The sequence below is a fragment of the Intrasporangium sp. genome (assembly GCF_030452765.1).
Taxonomy (GTDB): domain Bacteria; phylum Actinomycetota; class Actinomycetes; order Actinomycetales; family Dermatophilaceae; genus Intrasporangium_A.
In genome coordinates, this window is the sequence record NZ_JAKDLO010000009.1 from 1 (window position 1) to 19,009 (window position 19,009).

Consider the following 19,009-nt stretch of genomic DNA (forward strand, 5'->3'; position numbering starts at 1 on the left):
GAGGGGGCTGGGCGGCATACTGGGGACATCGACGCGGAGGCGCTGCTGGCGGGCCTCAACCCCCAGCAGCGGGAGGCAGTCGTCCACGAGGGTGGCCCGCTGCTCATCGTCGCCGGGGCGGGATCGGGCAAGACCCGCGTGCTGACCCACCGTATCGCGTGGCTGCTCGGCGAACGCGGGGTGCAGCCCGGGCAGATCCTGGCGATCACGTTCACCAACAAGGCCGCCGCGGAGATGCGGGACCGGGTGGCGGCCCTCGTCGGGCCGCGAGCCCGGGCGATGTGGGTGATGACCTTCCACTCCGCCTGCGTGCGGATCCTGCGACGCGAGGCGACCAAGGTCGGCATGAAGTCGACGTTCTCGATCTACGACGCGGCCGACAGCCGGCGACTGATGAGCCTCGTGGTCCGCGATCTCGACCTCGACTCGAGGCGATACCCGCCGCGGACCTTCTCGGCCCTCGTCAGCAACGCGAAGAACGAGCTGATCGACGAGGAGACCTACGCCCGGCAGGTCAGCGAGGGCGACCCCTACCACCGCACCGTCGCCGAGGCCTACACCCAGTACCAGCGACGGCTCCGTCAGGCCAATGCACTCGACTTCGACGACCTCATCATGATGACCGTCAATATCCTGCAGGCCTTCCCCGACGTCGCCGAGCACTACCGGCGCCGGTTCCGGCACATCCTCGTCGACGAGTATCAGGACACCAACCGGGCCCAGTACCAGCTCATCCGCGAGCTCGTCGGCGTGGTGGGCCAGGCCGACGGCGACGCCCCCGCGATCCCGCCCGGTGAGCTGTGCGTCGTGGGCGACTCCGACCAGTCGATCTACGCCTTCCGGGGCGCCACGATCCGCAACATCCTCGAGTTCGAGCAGGACTACCCGAAGGCCCGCACGATCCTGCTCGAGCAGAACTACCGGTCGACCCACCGCATCCTGCAGGCCGCCAACGCCGTCATCGCCCACAACGACCAGCGGCGCGCCAAGCGCCTGTGGACCGACTCGGGTGAGGGCGCCCTGATCGTCGGCTATGTCTCCGACAACGAGCACGACGAGGCTGCCTTCATCGCACAGACGATCGACGATCTCGCCGACGACGGGGTCCGTCCGGGCGACATCGCCGTGTTCTACCGCACCAACGCGCAGAGCCGTGCCATCGAGGAGGTGCTCGTCCGGGTCGGCCTGCCCTACAAGGTCGTCGGCGGCACGCGGTTCTACGAGCGCAAGGAGGTCAAGGACGCGCTCGCCTACCTGCGGGTCGTGTCCAACCCCACCGACATGGTCAACCTCCGGCGCATCCTCAACACCCCCAAACGTGGCATCGGCGACCGGGCCGAGGCGTGCGTCGCCGCCCTGGCCGAGCGTGAGCGGATCCCCTTCGTTGCGGCGCTCGGCCGAGCCGAGGACGCTCCGGGCATCGCGACCCGCTCGGTGGCCGCGATCAGGACCTTCACCGACCTGCTCGAGCAGCTGCGGCAGGTCCGTGAGAGTGGTGACGGCATCGCCGCGCTGCTCGAGGCGGTGCTCGAGCGCAGCGGATACCTGCGGGACCTACGGGCGAGCCACGACCCGCAGGACGAGACCCGCATCGAGAACCTCGCCGAGCTCGTCGCCGTCGCCCAGGAGTTCGACGAACGCAAGGCACGCGAACGCGAGGAGTCCGGGGGGGAGCTGGCCGCGGGCCAGGAGCCCGCGGACATCCTCCCGGGCGGTGACCTCGAGGAGTTCCTCGAGCAGGTCTCGCTCGGCGCCGACGCCGACGAGGTCCCCGACGCGCCGGAGGGGGCCGACGGCGGGCCGGGCGAGGACCAGGGCGTCGTCACCCTGATGACACTCCACACCGCCAAGGGCCTGGAGTTCCCGGTCGTCTTCCTCACCGGGCTCGAGGACGGCACGTTTCCACACCTGCGCTCGCTCGGTGACTCCGCCGAGCTCGAGGAGGAGCGGCGTCTTGCCTATGTCGGCATCACCCGGGCCCGAGCTCGGCTCTACATCTCGCGTGCCGCGGTCAGGTCTGCGTGGGGGGCACCGCAGTATCATCCCGCCTCGAGGTTCCTCGACGAGATCCCTGACGAGATCGTCGACTGGCAGCGGCTCGGGCCGTCGTTCAGCGCGGCGCGAGGCTCAGGCCGACCGGCGGTCGCGACCCTCGCGGCTCGTCCCGGGGTCCGCAGCCCGGGCAACCGACCGGTCATCACCCTGCAACCGGGCGACCGGGTCACCCACGACGCGTTCGGCCTCGGCACGGTCGTGCGCGTCGAGGGGCAGGGGGACAAGGCGATGGCGCATGTCGACTTCGGTGCCGACACGGGTACGAAGCGGCTGCTGCTTCGCTACGCCCCGCTGGAGAAGATCTGAGGCACCGCCGAGCCACCTCGCCGGCGGGGCGATCGGCTCGGCCGGCGCCGAGCCAGGCGGTCAGAGGTGGACGCCCTTCTGGGTGAGCCAGGGGCGCGGCGAGACTGGCGCGCCGTCGTGCGGGTGGATCTCGAGGTGCAGGTGGGGACCGGTCGAGTTACCGGTGCTGCCGCTGTACGACACGACCTGCCCCGGCTTGACCTGCTCGCCGACGCTGACGAGCAGCCGGCTGTTGTGGGCGAACCACGAGACGGTGCCGTCCCAGTAGCGGATCTTGACGAACTGGCCGTAGCCCTCGTTGGACCAGCCCGCGAAGATCACGGTGCCGGTCGAGAGGGCGCGCACCGGCGTGCCGATCGGGGCGGCAAGGTCCTGCGCCGGGTGCATACGACCCCAGCGCCAGCCGTACCCGGAGGTGAGGGTGTAGTTGGAGATCGGCGACACCCAACGGTGCGCCTTCTTGCGGGCAGCCTCGGCCTTCTTGGCCCTTGCCTTCCTGGCCGCAGCGGCCTTCGCCGCGGCAGCCCTGGCCGCGGCAGCCCTGGCGGCGGCAGCCACCTTCTGCTCGCTGAGGCCGACCGTGCTCGCCACCGCAGACCGTGAGGTGTCTCGAGACACCTGCGAGCCGTCGCGGGCACTGCTGGCCGCGGCGGCCGCTTGGTCGCCAGTGCCGTGTCCAGACCCGGCGACGCTGGCCGAGAGGGACTGGCCGCCCGCTGCAGCTTCAAGACTCAGCTCGCCTGCGCCGGCGCTCTGCATCACGATGCCTCCGGCGACCGCCGTCGAGACGAGGGCGAGGGGAACGATGAGACGAGGGCCGTGAGGAGCCTGCGCGGGGGACCGATGCCGACCCGCGTAACGGATTTTGGACACGAATGTTGTTACCTAACTTGACCGGTTGGCGAAGCCCCCACGATATCCGTGACCATTTCGTTATGTAAAATCGGGTTTACGAGCGTCTAGGCTCAGCACCCACTGAAGGTGTGACGCATCTCGCATCTCCTTACCACATCGCACTGATGCGTTCGCGACGTGTCCAAGCCGAGTCAGGTGGTGTCGCTGGACCAGGCCGGCGTGGTCTGTGGGGCCGGCTCGCGACGCGCTCGCGATGACGAGAGTGTGACCCCCGTTGGCGGGCCGATCGGCACCATCAGGCGCGGCGCTGCTCCAACGGGATCACGCCAGGAGTCACCGTCGCGCCCGTGACGTCAAGGTGCGCCAAGGTGGACGAGATGCCGTGGACGACCGACCGGGTGATCGGCAGGCTCATGTGCCCGATGCCGCGCAGCGCGACGTTGTGGACATTGAGGTCTGGGTGGTGCAGGCCGGCATTCCGTTGCGGCACGACGAGCTGGTCGATGTCCGAGCTGTAGACGACGAACCGGGTGCGGCAGCGTGGAATCGGGGCGTCGAGCTCGGCGAACAGGGCGCTGCCCGGTCTGAGCTGGCGGGTCAGGCCGTTGGTCCACCCGTAGGCGACGTAGGTGCCCCGGTGGGGCGTGCCCAGCGTCACGAGCGTGTCCACCCTTTCGTCGCCTCCCAGCCGCGTGACGTAGTAGCGGGCGATGAGCCCGCCGAGGGAGTGACCGATGACGTGGAGCCGCTCGTAGCCGGTCTCTGCGACGATGCGCTCGACCTCCTCGCCGAGGTGTGCCGCAGCCCGCCGCACGTCGCCGGTGAGGATCGAGTAGTTCATCGTCTCGATCCGACCGAAGCCCCGGCGCCGCAGGCCGTGTCGCAGCACCGTGAAGATGGAGCGGTTGTCGACCATGCCGTGGACGAGCAGGATCGGGGTCTCGGCAGCCTCGATGTTGTGGACGGCGAGCCCGCGCTGGGTCGGCGACAGATGACCGAGCCGGTATCCACCGCGCTGGTCGCTCCGGCGTGACCCGATGTGTCCGAGGGGCCACAGCCCGAGGTGCAGCCCGATCCACGACGCCTCGAGCGCGACGCCCGCCAGACCGGTGGGGCTGCACAGCGCGCGGCCCATGGCGCGCACGTCGTCGAGGAGCCCCGGGCCATCCGATGTCTTGGCAGGTCCGGTCTTGGGTCCGTGCGGCCTCATCGCCGCGGGTGCCACCCCAGCCACGTCGCCGAGGCTACCCCCGGTCACGGCCGGATGACGTGCAATCCACACGGAGAGTTGCCATCTCGAGATGTCTGTATGGATTGCCCCTGTCCGGCACTGCCCGCCGGCATGTCCCGGCCGGACTCAAGGGCTGAGGCCGCGCTGGTAGCAGGACCGCCGCCACGACGGTCGGGGGCGAGACGTCACGGGAGGGATCATGGGCCCAACTTCGGCGGGCCTACCGGTGGGGCTACCGCCCGCGGTGGGTCTAGAGTCCGAGGGAACCTTGTCGACTGCGCGGGCGGGGCCCCTCCCGGCTGGCGGTGGTCGACGCCAACCGACGACGAGGACGGATGACCCGTGGATCTCTTCGAGTACCAAGCGCGCGACCTGTTCGAGGCGCACGGTGTGCCGGTGCTGGCCGGAGCCATCGCTACGACTCCCGAGCAGGCTCGTGACGCCGCCCAGCGCATCGGCGCGAGCTCAGGCGGTGTGACGGTCGTCAAGGCCCAGGTCAAGACCGGCGGACGCGGCAAGGCTGGTGGCGTCAAGGTCGCCAAGACCCTGGACGAAGCAGAGGAGGCTGCCCGCAACATCCTCGGGATGGACATCAAGGGCCACACGGTCGGCACCGTGATGGTCGCGGCCGGCGCCAGGATCGCCGAGGAGTACTACTTCTCGGTGCTGCTCGACCGGGCCAACCGCAGCTATCTGGCCATGTGCTCCAAGGAGGGCGGCATGGAGATCGAGCAGCTCGCGGTCGAGCGCCCCGAGGCCCTGGCGAAGGTCGAGGTCGACCCCAACGTCGGCATCGACGCGGCGAAGGCCAAGGAGATCGTCGACGAGGCCGGGTTCGACGCCGAGACCGGCGCCGCGATCGTCCCGGTCCTGCAGCAGCTCTGGACCGTCTACCGCGACGAGGACGCGACCCTCGTCGAGGTCAACCCGCTCGTCAGGACCGAGGACGGCTCGATCATCGCCCTCGACGGCAAGGTGACCCTCGACGCCAACGCCGACTTCCGCCACCCCGAGCACGCAGCCCTCGAGGACAAGGCGTCGGCCGACCCGCTCGAGGCCAAGGCCAAGGAGCTGGGCCTCAACTACGTCAAGCTCGACGGCAACGTCGGCATCATCGGCAATGGCGCCGGCCTGGTCATGAGCACGCTCGACGTCGTCGCCTACGCCGGCCAAGAGCTCAGCGGAGCGGCGCCCAGTGTTCTCGCCAGCCCAGCCAACTTCCTCGACATCGGCGGCGGCGCAAGCGCCGACGTCATGGCCAACGGCCTGAGCGTCATCCTCGGTGACGAGCAGGTCAAGGCGGTGTTCGTCAACGTCTTCGGTGGCATCACTGCTTGTGACGAGGTCGCCAAGGGCATCGTCGGGGCGCTCGAGTCCCTCGGTGGCTCCGCGAAGAAGCCGCTCGTCGTCCGCCTGGACGGCAACAACGTGGACGAGGGTCGCCGGATCCTCGCCGACCTCAACCACCCGCTGGTCACCATCGAGGAGACCATGGACGGCGCCGCCCGTAAGGCCGCCGAGCTGGCAGCCGAGAACTGAAAGGGACGCTCACTTCCATGTCGATTTTTCTGAACAAGGACTCCAAGGTCATCGTCCAGGGCATGACCGGCTCGGAGGGTATGAAGCACACCACCCTCATGCTCGCTGCCGGCACCGACATCGTCGGCGGGGTCAACCCGCGCAAGGCCGGTTCAACCGTCGAGTTCGCCACGCCTGACGGGGCCAGGCAGGTCAAGGTCTACGGCACCGTGAAGGAGGCGATGGACGAGACCGGCGCCAACGTGTCGGTCGTGTTCGTACCACCGGCCTTCACCAAGTCGGCGGTCATCGAGGCCGTCGACGCGCAGATCCCGCTCGCGATCGTCATCACCGAGGGCGTCGCGGTCCGTGACACGGCCGAGTTCTTCACCTATGCCCAGGCGGCAGGCACGACCCGGATCATCGGGCCGAACTGTCCGGGGATCATCAGCCCCGGACAGTCCAACGCGGGCATCATCCCGGCGACCATCGCCGGCCCAGGTCGCATCGGGCTCGTGTCCAAGTCGGGCACGCTGACCTACCAGATGATGTACGAGCTGAAGGAGATCGGCTTCTCGAGCGCGATCGGCATCGGTGGTGACCCGATCATCGGCACGACACACATCGACTGCCTGGCGGCCTTCCAGGACGACCCCGGCACCGACGCGATCGTGATGATCGGCGAGATCGGTGGCGATGCCGAGGAGCGCGCTGCCGAGTACATCAAGGAGCACGTGACCAAGCCGGTCATCGGCTACGTCGCCGGCTTCACCGCCCCCGAGGGCAAGACGATGGGCCATGCGGGCGCCATCGTCTCCGGCTCATCCGGCACCGCCGCCGCGAAGAAGGAGGCCCTCGAGGCCGCTGGCGTCAAGGTGGGCAAGACGCCGTCCGAGGCGGCCGCGCTGATGCGACAGGTCATGCAGGGCCTCATCACGTAGCCGCCCCCGGCCTGCGCCGCCTCCGCATCACCGATCTCATCGAGAGTGCAGTTCTCTTCATCGACAGGGCACCAATCCCGATCGACAGTGCACCAGTGCGCATCGAGTGTGCATGAGTCCCGATCGACAGTGCACCACGCGTGAACGGCAGGTATGCCGCCCAGCCCGGCTCAGCGGCATACCTCCGGCTGCTTTCGGGCACGACCTGCCGGCCTCTCGGCGTGGGCGCTCGCGTCGGCGGGGGAGTCCTGTGACCATGGCGGGGAGTCGATGTCAGGAGTGAGTCCAACGTCCAGCCACACCCCGTCCGCCCTGCCCACCGCCGCACGCGCCGGTCTGGTGACCGCGCTCGCCACATGGGCCCTCGTCGTGCTGCCCGCCCTCGTCGGCTGGGTCAGCGCGCCCGAGAGCTCGCTCGGCTGGTGGGCGGGAGTCGCCGTCGGCAGCGCGATCTGGTTCCTTGGCCACGGTCAGGCGATCGGCGGTCCCGGGATCGCCGTCTCGACGACCCCGTTGCTCCTGCTGGCGGTCTTCGTCGCCATCGCGTGGCGGATGTCGAGGCGCCTGGTGCTCGGTGCCCGGCCCGCTGTTCGGCGCGCCGAGTGGGACACGGTGGTGTGGCGCGGCCTGGTGCCCGGCTACCTGCTCGGCTACGCCGTCGCGGCCGCGGTCTTCGGTGCCCTGACGCTCGCCGGATCCGTGCACCCGGACCCCATCGGCATCGCGGGCACGATGCTCGTGCCGGTCGTCGGCCTGGCCGTCGTCCTCGTCCGCCCCGGGGCGGACACCACCCCGGCCCTGGTGGAGCGCGGGCTCGCTGCGCTGCCGCGCTGGTCGGTCGCGGCGTGGCGGGCCGCCTGCCGTGGTGCGGTGCTGCTCCTGGGCGCCGGGATGGTGCTCGTGGTGCTCAGCATGCTCGTGGCGTTGGGCGACGTGCTCCGGATCCAGGGCGAGTACGACGCTGGGCTGGTCGCGGGGGCCGTGCTGGCCATCGCCCAGGTCGCCTTCCTCGGCAACGTGGCGACCTGGGGCCTCGCCTTCCTGGTCGGGCCGGGGTTCTCCGTAGCGGTCGACGGGCTCGTCTCGCCGGCCGGCGCCCATCCGGGTCTCATGCCGCTCATCCCGATCCTCGGCGCGCTGCCGGACGAGGCTGCCTATCCCCGCATCGTGTGGGTGGTCCTCGTCGTGCCGGTCGTCATCGGTGCGATGGTTGCCCGGCGCACCGACCTGCTGCTCGGCAGTGCCGGACGTCGGGAGCGGGCCAGCGCGGTTGGTGCGGCCTGCGCGACGGCGGTGGCACTCGTGACGGTGCTGACCGCGCTCGCCAACGGTGCGATGGGTCTCGAACGCCTGGGGTCGGTCGGCGTCCAGATCTGGCCGCTCGCCGGTTGCCTGCTCGCCGAGCTCCTGGTCGGAGCCGCGGTCTGGCTTGCCGTCGCGTTCTACCGTGAGCGCACCGCTTCCGGCGACCCCGCTCGAGCGGGCACTTCTTCTCGGTCGGCCGGGCTGAAGGTCCCGGCCGACCGGTCATGAGTGCCCGCTCGACCCTGCGACAGTGCCGGCTCGACGGGGGTGAGGGCGCGGACAGGGCTACCTGATGATGAAGCCCACGCCGAACGGACCCTGCTCGCGGATCTGCTCGCAGGCCGCCCTAGCGGTGCTCGTCTGGGCGCCCGCCTGGCACTCCTCGTAGCGCCGCACCGTCGGGTAGAACACCGCCTGAACCGTGAGGCTCGTCAGGAGCAGCCCGGTCAGGGCGAGCGTGATCGCGGGCCAGACCTTCTCGCGCCCTGTACGCCCCCGAAGGAACCGCAGCAGCCGGATCGTCAGCACAATCGCGACGACGAACGGGAGAGCCGCCACGAACCGCTTCGGCAACGGAAGGTACATCGCGACGATGCCGAGCAGGACGAGCAGCGACACCGGCAGGGTGCGCTTGGCCTTCTCCCTGGCGAAGGCGATCTCTCGTGGGTCCGCTGTCACCGCCCCATCGTGTCCCATCCCCGACCGAGACGGGCAACCGGGCTACACTCACCGCCGTGTCGCGCGATGAGAGGGCCCCCGTCGACGTCGTCGTCCTCGTGTCGGGTTCCGGCACGCTGTTGCAGGCGCTGCTGGACGCCTCGCAGGACAGCACGTATGGCGTCCGCGTCGTCGCGGTCGGCGCCGACCGTGACGGGATCGCGGGGCTCGAGCGGGCCCAGCGAGCCGGTGTCCCGACCTTCGTGTGCCGGGTCAAGGACCATGCCAGCCGGGACGAGTGGGACCTCGCGCTGACTGAGCGGACGGCGGCCCACGACCCGCGGATCGTCGTCTCGGCTGGCTTCCTCAAGCTCGTCGGCGCCCGGTTCCTCGAGCGCTTCGCGGGACGCTACCTCAACAGCCACAACGCGCTGCTGCCGGCGTTCCCCGGGATCCATGGTCCGCGAGATGCGCTCGAGTACGGCGTCAAGATCACCGGGGCGACCCTCTTCGTCGTCGATGCGGGTGTGGACACGGGGGCGATCGTGGCGCAGTGCGCGGTTCCCGTCCTCGATGACGACACGGAGGAGAGCCTGACCGAGCGGATCAAGGCCTCCGAGCGGCCGCAGCTCGTCGAGTGGGTCGGGCGGATGGCGCGCGAGGGCTTCACCGTCGAGGGGCGCCGCGTCCGGGTCGGCCCTGACCCGGCGTCCCGCCCGAGTCCTCGGGGGATCGTTCCCAGCCCTTGACTGTGACGTAACGTCACATGTCACGGTGACGATATGCGAGTCAAAGAGCTTGCCGATCTGGCGGGCACCACCGTGCGGACCGTGCGTCACTACCACCACGTCGGGCTGCTGCACGTCCCTGCCCGGTCTGCCGGGCAACGGGACTACGACGTCGAGCATCTGGCGCGGCTGCTGCGGATCCGATGGCTGGCGGAGGCTGGGTTGCCGCTCGCCACGATCGCCGACGTCCTACCGGCGGCGGGCCGGTCGCCCAAGGCCACCGCTCTCGAGGACCTCGAGGCGACCCTGCTCGACATCGACGAACGACTGACCGAGCTGACCGTGCAACGCGCGCGGGTCGCCGGCTTGATCGAGCGGGTCCGGTCGGGCGCGGGCATCTCGCCGCTGCCGGCGCCGGTGGCCCTCATCTACGACGCGCTCGCCGAGCGGATGCCGCCTCGCGCCCGGCGAGTCCTCGAGATCGAGCGCGGCATCGTATCGGTGTTCGCCGTCCGCGGGCTGCTGCCCGGGGCCGCGACCCGGCTCGCCGAGGCACTCACGACCGAGGACCAGGATGTCCTCACCGAGATGTTCGAGGCGTTCGCAAGCCTCGACGCCAGCCAGGGGGACCAGCGCGACGAGGTGGTCGAGCGGCTGCTACCGGCCGTGATGGCGCTGGTCGACCGGCACGAGCACCTCCTGGCCGACCTCGTTGAGCAGTTCCCGACGGGGGCCAAAGGAGCCATCAGCTCTGCCCTGCTGAGACGGTTGATGCGACTGGGTTTCCCCGCGATGGGCCAGCAACAGCTCGTCGATGAAGCCTTTGCGGAGGCCTCCCGGCGCCCGGCGATCGCGAGCGCTCTTCGGACACGCACGATGAAGGAGGAGCTGGTATGACGACGACGAAGGGCTCACCGCGCTTCCTGCGGAGCGCGGGTGCCCAGCGGGCGGCATCGGTCATCGAGGTCTCGGGCCTGGTGAAGGAGTTCGGGGAGGTCACCGCCCTGCGAGGGCTCGAGCTGTCGGTCGAGCCCGGTCAGGTCCACGGTTTCCTCGGACCGAACGGGGCCGGCAAGACGACGACGATCCGCACGCTGCTCGGGCTGTGCCGCCGCACGGCAGGTGAGGTCCGGGTGCTCGGTCTCGACCCCGGGCAGTCCTCGGCCGAGATCAACCGTCGCGTGGCGTACGTGCCAGGCGACGTGCACCTGTGGCCGAGCTTCACGGGGTCGCAGGTCCTGGATGCTCTCGCAGGGCTTCGTGGTGACCGGGACGAGCCGGCCGAGCGGGCGCTCGTGGAGCGGTTCGGCCTCGACCCGACCAAGCGGATCCGCACCTACTCGAAGGGGAACCGGCAGAAGGTGGCGCTCGTCGCGGCCCTGTCCGCCCCGGTCGAGATCCTGCTGCTCGACGAGCCCACCAGTGGGCTCGACCCGCTCATGGAGCGCGTCTTCGGTGACTGCGTGGCGCAGGCCGCGGCGAAGGGGAGGACGGTCTTGCTCTCCAGCCACATCCTGTCGGAGGTCGACCACCTCTGCAGCCACGTGACGATCGTCAAGGACGGCCGCACCGTCGAGTCGGGCAGTCTCGCCTCCCTGCGCCACCTGTCGGCGAGCGCCGTGACGGCCCGGGGCGCCGGCGACGTCATCGACGACGCCGCCGAGCGGCTGGGCGGCTGGGGGCTGGAGGTCACCCGAAGTTCGACCAGTGCCGGCACGAGCAGCATCGAGCTGTCGGTCCCGCGGGACGAGATACCGCGGGTGCTCGGGCTGCTCGCACACGAGGGTCTGGCCGACATCACCTGTGCGACGGCGAGCCTCGAGGACCTGTTCCTGCGCCACTACGACGTCGGTGCGTCGTGAACGGCACCGTGGCCCTGGCCGGCGTGCTGGCTCGGCGCTACCGGATCATGATCCTGTCGTGGTCGGTCGGGCTGGTCGCGCTCGTCGCCGTGACGATCCCGTCGTATGCCGCGGCGTACCCGTCCCTGGCCGAGCGCGCCCCGCTCGTTGCGCAGATGCGAGCCGCGGTCGCCACCAAGATCCTCTACGGGCCGCTTCCCGAGCCGGGGACCTTGGGCCAGCTCGCCCAGTGGGAGACCGGGACCTACCTGACGATCCTGGCCGCCATGCTCGGCATCCTGCTCGGCTCGCGGTTGGGTCGCGGTGAGGAGGACTCCGGGACGACAGAGCTGGTGCGGTCCGTCGGGGTCGGCCGGCTCGCCCCCGTGCTGGCGGCCCTGACCGTGCTGCTCGCCACCTTCGTCCTGCTGGGGGCCGCGGTCGGGGGCGTGCTCGCCTGGCAGTCGCTCGACTCTGCCGAGATCACGGCCGCGGGCGGGTGGGTCCTCGGCGCCGTCGTCGCGCTCGTGGGCCTGGGTTTCGGTGCCACCGCGCTGGGTCTGGGCCAGGTCCTGCCGACTCGTGCTTCCGCGCATGCCGCGGCCTGGGTGGGCCTCGCGATCTTCTTCGTCGTCCGCGTGATCGCGGACTTCACCGACCGGCCCTGGCTGCGGTGGGCGTCCTGGTTCGGCCTGCGCGACCTCGCTGCACCGTTCACGGCGGACCGGGTCACGCCCCTGCTTGTGTTCGCGCTGGCCATCGCGGTGATCGCGGCCGCCACCGCCTGGCTGGACACGCGTCGTGAGCTGGGGGCCGGGCTGCTGACCTCGCGCCCACCCTCGAACCGCCCGGTGCGCGTCCGGTCGTCGCTGGGTCTCGCGCTGCGTCTCGACCGACGTGGCTACGCCGGGTGGCTTGCCGCCACGGGCGCCGTGGCCGCTCTCTTCGGCGGCATGAGCCACAGCATCATCGGGCTGGCCGCGAGCGACGAGCAGACCGCCGACATGCTCGGAAGCATGACTGGGCAGCAGGATCCGGTACGGCAGTTCTTCACGCTGTCGGTGGCCTTCGTCGCGATCATTCCGCTGGTCCACGGGGTAGGGGCGGTGCTCAGGGTGCTGTCCGACGAACGGTCCGGGCTCCTCGACGCCGAGATGACGACCGGTCTGCGGCGCTGGCGACCCCTCGCCGCGAGAGCTGCCCTGTCCGCACTGCTGACCTTCGGGATGCTCGTGCTCGGCGCACTCGTCCAGAGCGTCGTCGCCACCCTGGTACAGGCACCTGCAGACGCGCCGCGCTGGGCGCTGTGGACGGTCCTCGCGCAGCTGCCGGGCATGCTCGCAGCGGTCGGCCTCACCGCGCTGCTCGTGGGGCTCGTCCCCCGGGTGGCCCGTGTCGCATGGCTGCTCGTGGCCTGGAGCGAGTTCACCGCGCTCCTGGGCGATCTCGTGCAGCTGCCCACCTGGGCGCGGCACCTGTCCTACCTGTCGCTCGAGCTCAGGCATCTGCCCGGCGAGGTCGGCGCCCCGGTGGACTGGGGCACGGCGGCGCTGCTCGCGGCAGTCGCCCTCGCCGGAGCGGCGCTCGGCCTCGTCGCCATGTCCCGTCGGGACATCGTCCTCGGGCGCTGACCCGCCGCATCCCGGCCCCGGCCCGGCATGTCGAACCCGCCCGTGGGTCGCTACCCTGAGGACACGACTGGCGCAGGTGGGACACCACCAGGGAGTGACATCGGGAGCATCGACCCGCCTGGGTGCTCTCACTGCACCACCCCCTACAGCGCAGGAGTCAGCACATGTCCGACGGCCCCCGTCCCATCAGGCGCGCACTCGTCTCCGTCTACGACAAGACCGGTCTCGAAGGCTTGGCCCGGGCCCTCGCCGAAGCCGGCGTCGCGATCGTCTCGACCGGCTCGACGGCCGGGGTGATCGCCGCAGCGGGCATGCCGGTGAGCCAGGTCGAGGAGCTGACCGGGTTCCCGGAGTGCCTGGACGGTCGGGTCAAGACGCTTCACCCCAAGGTGCACGCTGGGATCCTGGCCGACACGCGCAACCCCGACCATGTCCAGCAGCTCGCCGCTCTCGGCGTCGAGCCCTTCGACCTCGTCGTCGTCAACCTCTACCCGTTCACCGAGACGGTCACCTCGGGCGCGAGCCCCGACGAGTGCATCGAACAGATCGACATCGGTGGTCCCTCGATGGTGCGCGCAGCGGCCAAGAACCACGCGAGCGTTGCCGTCGTGACGAGCCCGGCGGCATACGAGCTGGTCGTCGGTGCGCTGCGGTCGGGCGGTTTCACGCTCGGCGAGCGGCAGCGGCTCGCGGCCGAGGCGTTCGTCCACACGGCGACGTACGACGTGCACGTGGCCTCGTGGATGGGCAGCGTCGTCAGCGACCTGAGCGACGGCGACGGGTTCCCGGCGTGGGCCGGGGCGACGTGGGACAAGGCGCACACACTCCGCTACGGGGAGAACCCACATCAGCGGGCAGCCCTGTACACCAATGGGTTCCAGCCACGAGCTGGTCTCGCCCAGGCGGAGCAGCTGCATGGCAGGGAGATGTCCTACAACAACTACCTCGACACCGACGCCGCGGTCCGGGCAGCCTACGACCACGGCGACCAACCCACCGTCGCGGTCGTCAAGCACAACAACCCATGTGGGATCGCGGTCGGCGCCGACATCGCCGACGCGCACCGCAAGGCGCACGCGTGCGACCCCGTGTCGGCCTATGGCGGGGTCATCGCGACCAACCGCGAGGTGACGATCGAGATGGCGCAGACTGTCAAGGGCATCTTCACCGAGGTCGTGGCGGCTCCCTCGTTCGAATCCCAGGCCCTCGAGATCCTGCAGGGCAAGAAGAACATTCGTCTGCTCGTCGTCGCACCCCAGACCCCGGGCGGCATCGAGACCCGTCCGGTGTCGGGCGGGCTGCTCATGCAGCAGCGAGACGCGATCGACGCCGTCCTCGCCGGCGATGGGCCGGGTGGCGACGACCCGTCGCGGTGGGCTCTCGTCTCGGGGGAGGGTGCGGACGAGACGACGTTGCGCGACCTGGAGTTCGCCTGGCGGGCGGTTCGGGCCGTCAAGTCGAACGCGATCCTGCTCGCGCGAGACGGCGCATCGGTCGGTATCGGCATGGGCCAGGTCAACCGGGTCGACTCGGCGCATCTGGCCGTCCAGCGCGCAGGTCAGGAGCGGGCCCGCGGCGCGGTGGCCGCGTCCGATGCGTTCTTCCCGTTCGCCGACGGCCTGCAGGTGCTGCTCGACGCCGGCGTGCGCGCCGTGGTCGCTCCGGGCGGGTCGATCCGCGACGAGGAGGTCATCGAGGCGGCCCAAGGGGCCGGAGTGACGATGTACTTCACCGGCACGCGCCACTTCGCGCACTGACGACGCTGCCCATCGGGCGCCGGTGCAGCGCGTACGGCCTTCAGCCCGCAACACGCCCAGCAGTTGCCAACATCGACGGCTGCAACCATCGAGGCTGACGGCTGCTCGTGAGCTGGTCAGGGCAGCTGATGCGCGGGCCTTTGGCGCCGTGCGACCATCGAGCGATGAGCGATGCCGATCTCAAGCAAGCCCTGACGGCCTACCTGCAGACCGGTCGGGACGTGATGCTCTGGAAGCTCGACGGGCTGTCGGAGTATGACGTCCGCCGCCCGCTCACTGCGACGGGGACCAACCTGCTCGGCCTCGTCAAGCACCTCGCCGGCGTCGAGTCGGGCTACTTCGGCTTCGTGGTGGGGCGGCCGTTCCCCGAGCCGATGCCGTGGATGGACCGGCCCGAACCGAACGCGGACATGTGGGCGACCGCGGACGAGTCCCGTGCGGATGTCGTCGACCTCTACCGCCGGGTGTGGGCCCACGCCGACGAGACCGTCGCGGCAGTCCCCCTCGACCGGCGAGGCGAGGTGCCGTGGTGGCCCGAAGAGCGACGCCATCCGACCCTGCACACCCTGCTGGTCCATGTCGTCGCCGAGACCCACCGCCACGCGGGACATGCCGACATCGTCCGAGAGACGATCGACGGCTCAGCCGGATTCCGCAGGTCGAACGCCAACCTGCCCAGTACAGAAGGTGACTGGTGGGGCGCGTACCGTGATCGGCTCGAGAGAATCGCTCGTCGGTTCGGTGGACTGACGCCGGAGGCATAGGTTGGAGACATGGCGCTGACGACGGCCGAGGCCCTTGAGTTCATCACGCACAACAGCCACGCAGTGCTCGCGACGCGCCGCCGTGACGGGTCGCTCCAGATGTCGCCGCTCAACGCCGGAGTCATCGACGGCGCCGTCGTCATCTCGAGCCGCGCGATGCTCGCCAAGGTGCGCAACATCCGTCGCAGCCCCGAGGTCTCCCTGCTCGTCCTCAACGACCAGTTCTACGGCCAGTGGGTCCAGGTCGACGGCACCGCGGAGGTCATCGACCAGTCCCGGCCGGGCACCCTCGACCTGCTCGTCGAGGTCTACCGCGCCATCGCCGGCGAGCATCCCGACTGGGACGAGTACCGCGAGGCCATGGTCCAGGACGAGCGCGTCGTCATCCGGATCATGCCGGAGCGCGCGAGCGGCCGACTGTGACGCGGCGTGAGGTCAGGCCGGCTGGCCTTCGATCGGCGTGTCCCCATGGCTGTCCTCTCGTTCGGGTGGAGTGGGTCGTGCTGGGCTGGTCGGCGCACCGTCGATGACGGTGCCGACCGCGCCGGCCACCCCGGCGGTGATCTGGTGTACGGCGGTGATGACGGAGCGACCTCCGGCGCGCACGAAGCGCAGCGCTGCCTCGACCTTGGGGCCCATCGAGCCGGACGCGAAGTGTCCCTGAGCGGCATACTGCTCCATCTCGCCCACGCTGACGCGCCCGATCGGGCGGGCATGCGGGCTGCCGTAGCCGATCATGGCGTGCTCGACGTCGGTCGCGAGGACGAGGACGTCGGCGTGCAGCCGTTCGGCGAGCAGGGCCGCGGTGAGGTCCTTGTCGATGACGGCGTCGACCCCCACGAGCCTGCCGTCGGGCGTGCGGACGACGGGGATCCCGCCGCCGCCTGCCGCAGTGACGAGGTAGCCCGCGTCGAGGAGCGTGCGCAGCGTGTGTGCCTCGAGCATCTCGAGCGGCTCGGGGCTCGCGACGACCCGACGCCATCCCTTCGCGCCGCGGTCCTCCCACGTCTCGCCGTGGTCGATCAGCTTCTGGGCCAGGGCCAGTGGCAGGTAGCGCCCGATCGGCTTGCTGGGCCGGGCGAAGCCTGGATCGGCACTGTCGACGAGGGTCCTCGAGACGATCGCCGCAACGGGCCGCTCGACGCCGCGCCCGGCGAGGGCCGACTCGAGCGCGACGAGGATCAGGTAGCCGATCGTTCCCTGCGTCTGCGCCCCACACCAGTCGAGCGGCAGCGGTGGGACCACGTGGGCGGCGAACTCGTTCTGGACGAGGATGTTGCCGACCTGGGGGCCGTTGCCGTGAGTGAGGACGACGTCGTGGCCGGCCCTGACGAGCTCGGCGACATGTTCCATGGCACCGGTGACGGCCTCCCACTGCGCCTGCGGCCTCGCGCTGCCGTCTGGTCCGGTCATGGCGTTGCCGCCGAGCGCAACGAGCACCCTCATGCCTGCCTCCTCGTGCTTGCCGACCCTGTGGGCCCGAGCCTATGGAGCCGCAGGCGCTGCCGCCCTCGAACCGTCCGCTCGAGGTCGAGCCAGTCGGAGGATCGGGCAGCCGTGGCGGAATGAGGGAGAAAGGGCACGATGATGACTGTGACGACCTTGCCGCGGTCCCGGCCGCTCACGTGGCGCGACCTCGATGCGATGCCGGATGACGGACACCGCTACGAGCTCATCGACGGGGCGCTCGTCGTGACGCCGGCGCCCTCGCTCGGGCACCAAGGGGTCGCGTTCCGGTTGGCGAGGTGCTCGACGACGCGTGTCCGCGCCCGTTCAAAGTGGCCATCGCGCCGTTCGCGGTACTGCTCGCCGTGGAAGTGCTCTCGCCGAGCACCCGGCTCATAGACCTCAACCTCAAGCGAGCGCGCGCTACGAAGCATCGGGTTGCCCGTCCTACTGGGTGGTCGACCCGGTGACCCTCGAGCTGACTGCCTGGGAGCTCCGGGCCGGGACCTATGAGCTGATGGCGCACGTGGCAGGAGACGAGGAGCTGCGCGCGACGCGGCCGTTCGACGTCACGATCCGGCCTGGCCTACTGCTGGACTGAGCCGCCATGTCGCCCGGGCGTAGGGTCGGGACCATGGGCGAGCGAGTAGTGGTCATCATCGGTGTCGGCCCTGGCGTGGGGATGTCGGTGGCGCGACGATTCGGGTCGGAGGGGTTCCGGGTCGGGCTCGTTGCGCGCTCACGTGAGCATCTCGAGCAGCTCGGGGCGACGTTGGGAGACAACGGGATCATCACGGGATGGGCGCCGGCCGACATCGCCGACGCCACGGCCCTCGCCGCTGCCGTGCGGCGGCTCGGCGAGCACCACGGTCGGATCGACGTGCTCCACTACAACCCCAGCGTCTTCCGCCAGAAGGACCCGCTGCACCTCGGCGTCGACGAGCTGCTCGACGATGTGCGCGTCGGGGTCGGCGGGCTGCTCGCTGCGGTTCAGGCAGCCCGTCCGTTCATGTCGTCCGGGGCGCGCGTACTGGCAACGGGGAGCGTCGCGGCCGACGAACCGTGGAACGAGGCGTGCTCCCTCGGCGTGCAGAAGGCCGGGCTGCGCAACCTGGTGCGCAGCCTCGACGCGACGCTGGCGCCGGACGGCATCCGGGCGATGTCCCTGACCGTCCGCGGGACGCTGGGCGCGAGCCCGGCCCTCGCACCGGACCGTGTCGCGGAGGCGCTGTTCGCCGCCGCCATGACAGCCGACGAGAGCTGGCGAGCCCAGCTGTCCTATCCGGCCTGAGACTGCCCACCACCCCGCGCCCTTGCCCGAACGGGCCCGAGGCAGCCATCCCCGAGGCCTTCCTCGCCGCCCTCGACCTGCGTGAGGCGCGCGTCATGGACCATCCGCGCCGACAGAGCCGAGACACGACGAGCCGGCTCGTCGAGGAGCTCGAGGACCGCAGCACCGTCCTGGTCGTGGACAACTGCGAGCACGTCATCGGCGGCGCAGCCCGCCTCGTCGACGAGATCCTGCGCGCAGCACCCGCTCCCTCCCGTCGGGGCAAGCGCCACCGAGGCGAGCACGTATGCCGCTGTGTCCCTTTTCGTCGACCGCACCTCCGCGCTGCGCGCCGACTTCGCCCTTGACGAGGCGACCGTGGCTCCCGTCATCGAGGTCGTCCGGCGGCTCGACGGCATGCCCCTGGCCATCCAGACGGGCGACCCTGCCGCGACACCAGACGCTGCGGGCCGTCGTCGACTGGAGCTGGGAGCTGCTCTCCCCGCAGGAGCGGTTGCTCGCCGAACGACTCGACGTCTTCCCCTCCGGTGCGAGCGCCCCTGCGGCGCAGACGATCTGCGTGGGAGACGGACTCGACGCCTTGGCCGCCGCCGATGGGCTCGACGCGCTGGCCGAGAAGTAGACGTGATCGAGAGTGCACAAGTCCTGATCGACAGTGCACAAGTCCCCGGTACGCGGGAGAT

At 70.4% G+C, this 19,009-nt stretch carries 19 protein-coding genes; 15 read left to right on the top strand and 4 right to left on the bottom strand.

From position 1 onward, the window contains the following. A partial coding sequence (gene pcrA / locus L0H79_RS02105) for a DNA helicase PcrA (protein ID WP_301482886.1) occupies positions 1-2,361 on the top strand: 2,361 nt, incomplete at its 5' end. A 60-nt stretch (positions 2,362-2,421) separates the two neighbouring features. Here the strand turns inward: pcrA and L0H79_RS02110 are convergent. Continuing rightward, positions 2,422-3,120 (bottom strand): M23 family metallopeptidase, encoded by a 699-nt coding sequence (locus L0H79_RS02110; RefSeq protein WP_301482930.1) that lies wholly within the window; start codon positions 3,118-3,120, stop codon positions 2,422-2,424. A 391-nt stretch (positions 3,121-3,511) separates the two neighbouring features. Continuing rightward, on the bottom strand, positions 3,512-4,450 hold the full coding sequence (locus L0H79_RS02115; RefSeq protein ID WP_301482887.1) for an alpha/beta fold hydrolase: 939 nt from the start codon (positions 4,448-4,450) through the stop codon (positions 3,512-3,514). Positions 4,451-4,789: 339 nt separating this feature from the next. On the opposite strand from L0H79_RS02115, the gene sucC reads away from it, so the two are divergent. The 3 genes from sucC to L0H79_RS02130 all read left to right on the top strand — a co-directional run bounded on the left by sucC (position 4,790) and on the right by L0H79_RS02130 (position 8,439). Continuing rightward, complete coding sequence (gene sucC / locus L0H79_RS02120) at positions 4,790-5,986, top strand: ADP-forming succinate--CoA ligase subunit beta (protein WP_301482888.1); 1,197 nt, start codon at positions 4,790-4,792, stop codon at positions 5,984-5,986. Positions 5,987-6,003: 17 nt separating this feature from the next. Next, complete coding sequence (gene sucD, locus L0H79_RS02125; protein ID WP_301482889.1) at positions 6,004-6,906, top strand: succinate--CoA ligase subunit alpha; 903 nt, start codon at positions 6,004-6,006, stop codon at positions 6,904-6,906. 279 nt (positions 6,907-7,185) lie between these two features. Further along, positions 7,186-8,439 (top strand): DUF6350 family protein, encoded by a 1,254-nt coding sequence (locus L0H79_RS02130; protein WP_301482890.1) that lies wholly within the window; start codon positions 7,186-7,188, stop codon positions 8,437-8,439. A 57-nt stretch (positions 8,440-8,496) separates the two neighbouring features. On the opposite strand, the gene L0H79_RS02135 is transcribed toward L0H79_RS02130, so the two are convergent. After that, positions 8,497-8,889: a hypothetical protein gene (locus tag L0H79_RS02135; RefSeq protein WP_301482891.1), complete on the bottom strand. Its 393-nt coding sequence runs from the start codon at positions 8,887-8,889 to the stop codon at positions 8,497-8,499. Positions 8,890-8,945: 56 nt separating this feature from the next. Here L0H79_RS02135 and purN point away from each other — a divergent pair, with 56 nt between their 5' ends. The 7 genes from purN to L0H79_RS02170 all read left to right on the top strand — a co-directional run bounded on the left by purN (position 8,946) and on the right by L0H79_RS02170 (position 16,012). Continuing rightward, positions 8,946-9,617, top strand: a complete 672-nt coding sequence (gene purN / locus L0H79_RS02140) for a phosphoribosylglycinamide formyltransferase (RefSeq protein ID WP_301482892.1) — start codon at positions 8,946-8,948, stop codon at positions 9,615-9,617. A 33-nt stretch (positions 9,618-9,650) separates the two neighbouring features. Further along, entirely contained in the window at positions 9,651-10,493 is an 843-nt protein-coding gene (locus tag L0H79_RS02145) for a MerR family transcriptional regulator (protein ID WP_301482893.1), read from the top strand. Further along, the gene (locus L0H79_RS02150) at positions 10,490-11,458 is read left to right on the top strand and encodes an ABC transporter ATP-binding protein (protein ID WP_301482894.1); all 969 of its coding nucleotides are present in this window, start codon (positions 10,490-10,492) and stop codon (positions 11,456-11,458) included. The genes L0H79_RS02145 and L0H79_RS02150 overlap by 4 nt, the downstream gene beginning before the upstream one ends. Continuing rightward, positions 11,455-13,068 (top strand): ABC transporter permease, encoded by a 1,614-nt coding sequence (locus L0H79_RS02155; protein WP_301482895.1) that lies wholly within the window; start codon positions 11,455-11,457, stop codon positions 13,066-13,068. The genes L0H79_RS02150 and L0H79_RS02155 overlap by 4 nt, the downstream gene beginning before the upstream one ends. Positions 13,069-13,232: 164 nt before the next feature. After that, a complete protein-coding gene (gene purH / locus L0H79_RS02160; RefSeq protein WP_301482896.1) occupies positions 13,233-14,825 on the top strand; it encodes a bifunctional phosphoribosylaminoimidazolecarboxamide formyltransferase/IMP cyclohydrolase in 1,593 nt (530 codons plus the stop codon). A gap of 164 nt (positions 14,826-14,989) precedes the next feature. Beyond that, positions 14,990-15,589 carry a DinB family protein gene (locus tag L0H79_RS02165; protein ID WP_301482897.1) on the top strand — a complete coding sequence of 200 codons (600 nt, stop codon included), beginning with the start codon at positions 14,990-14,992 and terminating at the stop codon, positions 15,587-15,589. Between the two features lie 9 nt (positions 15,590-15,598). Beyond that, positions 15,599-16,012, top strand: a complete 414-nt coding sequence (locus L0H79_RS02170; protein WP_301482898.1) for a PPOX class F420-dependent oxidoreductase — start codon at positions 15,599-15,601, stop codon at positions 16,010-16,012. A gap of 12 nt (positions 16,013-16,024) precedes the next feature. Here the strand turns inward: L0H79_RS02170 and L0H79_RS02175 are convergent, their stop codons facing one another. Further along, a complete protein-coding gene (locus tag L0H79_RS02175) occupies positions 16,025-17,035 on the bottom strand; it encodes a carbamate kinase (protein ID WP_301482899.1) in 1,011 nt (336 codons plus the stop codon). Positions 17,036-17,501: 466 nt separating this feature from the next. On the opposite strand from L0H79_RS02175, the gene L0H79_RS02180 reads away from it, so the two are divergent. From L0H79_RS02180 to L0H79_RS02195, 4 genes are all read left to right on the top strand, one after another. After that, complete coding sequence (locus L0H79_RS02180) at positions 17,502-17,636, top strand: hypothetical protein (RefSeq protein WP_301482900.1); 135 nt, start codon at positions 17,502-17,504, stop codon at positions 17,634-17,636. Positions 17,637-17,669: 33 nt separating this feature from the next. Continuing rightward, entirely contained in the window at positions 17,670-18,326 is a 657-nt protein-coding gene (locus tag L0H79_RS02185; RefSeq protein WP_301482901.1) for an SDR family oxidoreductase, read from the top strand. Between the two features lie 95 nt (positions 18,327-18,421). After that, positions 18,422-18,673 carry a hypothetical protein gene (locus L0H79_RS02190; protein WP_301482902.1) on the top strand — a complete coding sequence of 84 codons (252 nt, stop codon included), beginning with the start codon at positions 18,422-18,424 and terminating at the stop codon, positions 18,671-18,673. Continuing rightward, on the top strand, positions 18,670-18,948 hold the full coding sequence (locus L0H79_RS02195; RefSeq protein ID WP_301482903.1) for a hypothetical protein: 279 nt from the start codon (positions 18,670-18,672) through the stop codon (positions 18,946-18,948). Before L0H79_RS02190 ends, L0H79_RS02195 begins: the two co-directional genes overlap by 4 nt. Positions 18,949-19,009: the final 61 nt, after the last annotated feature.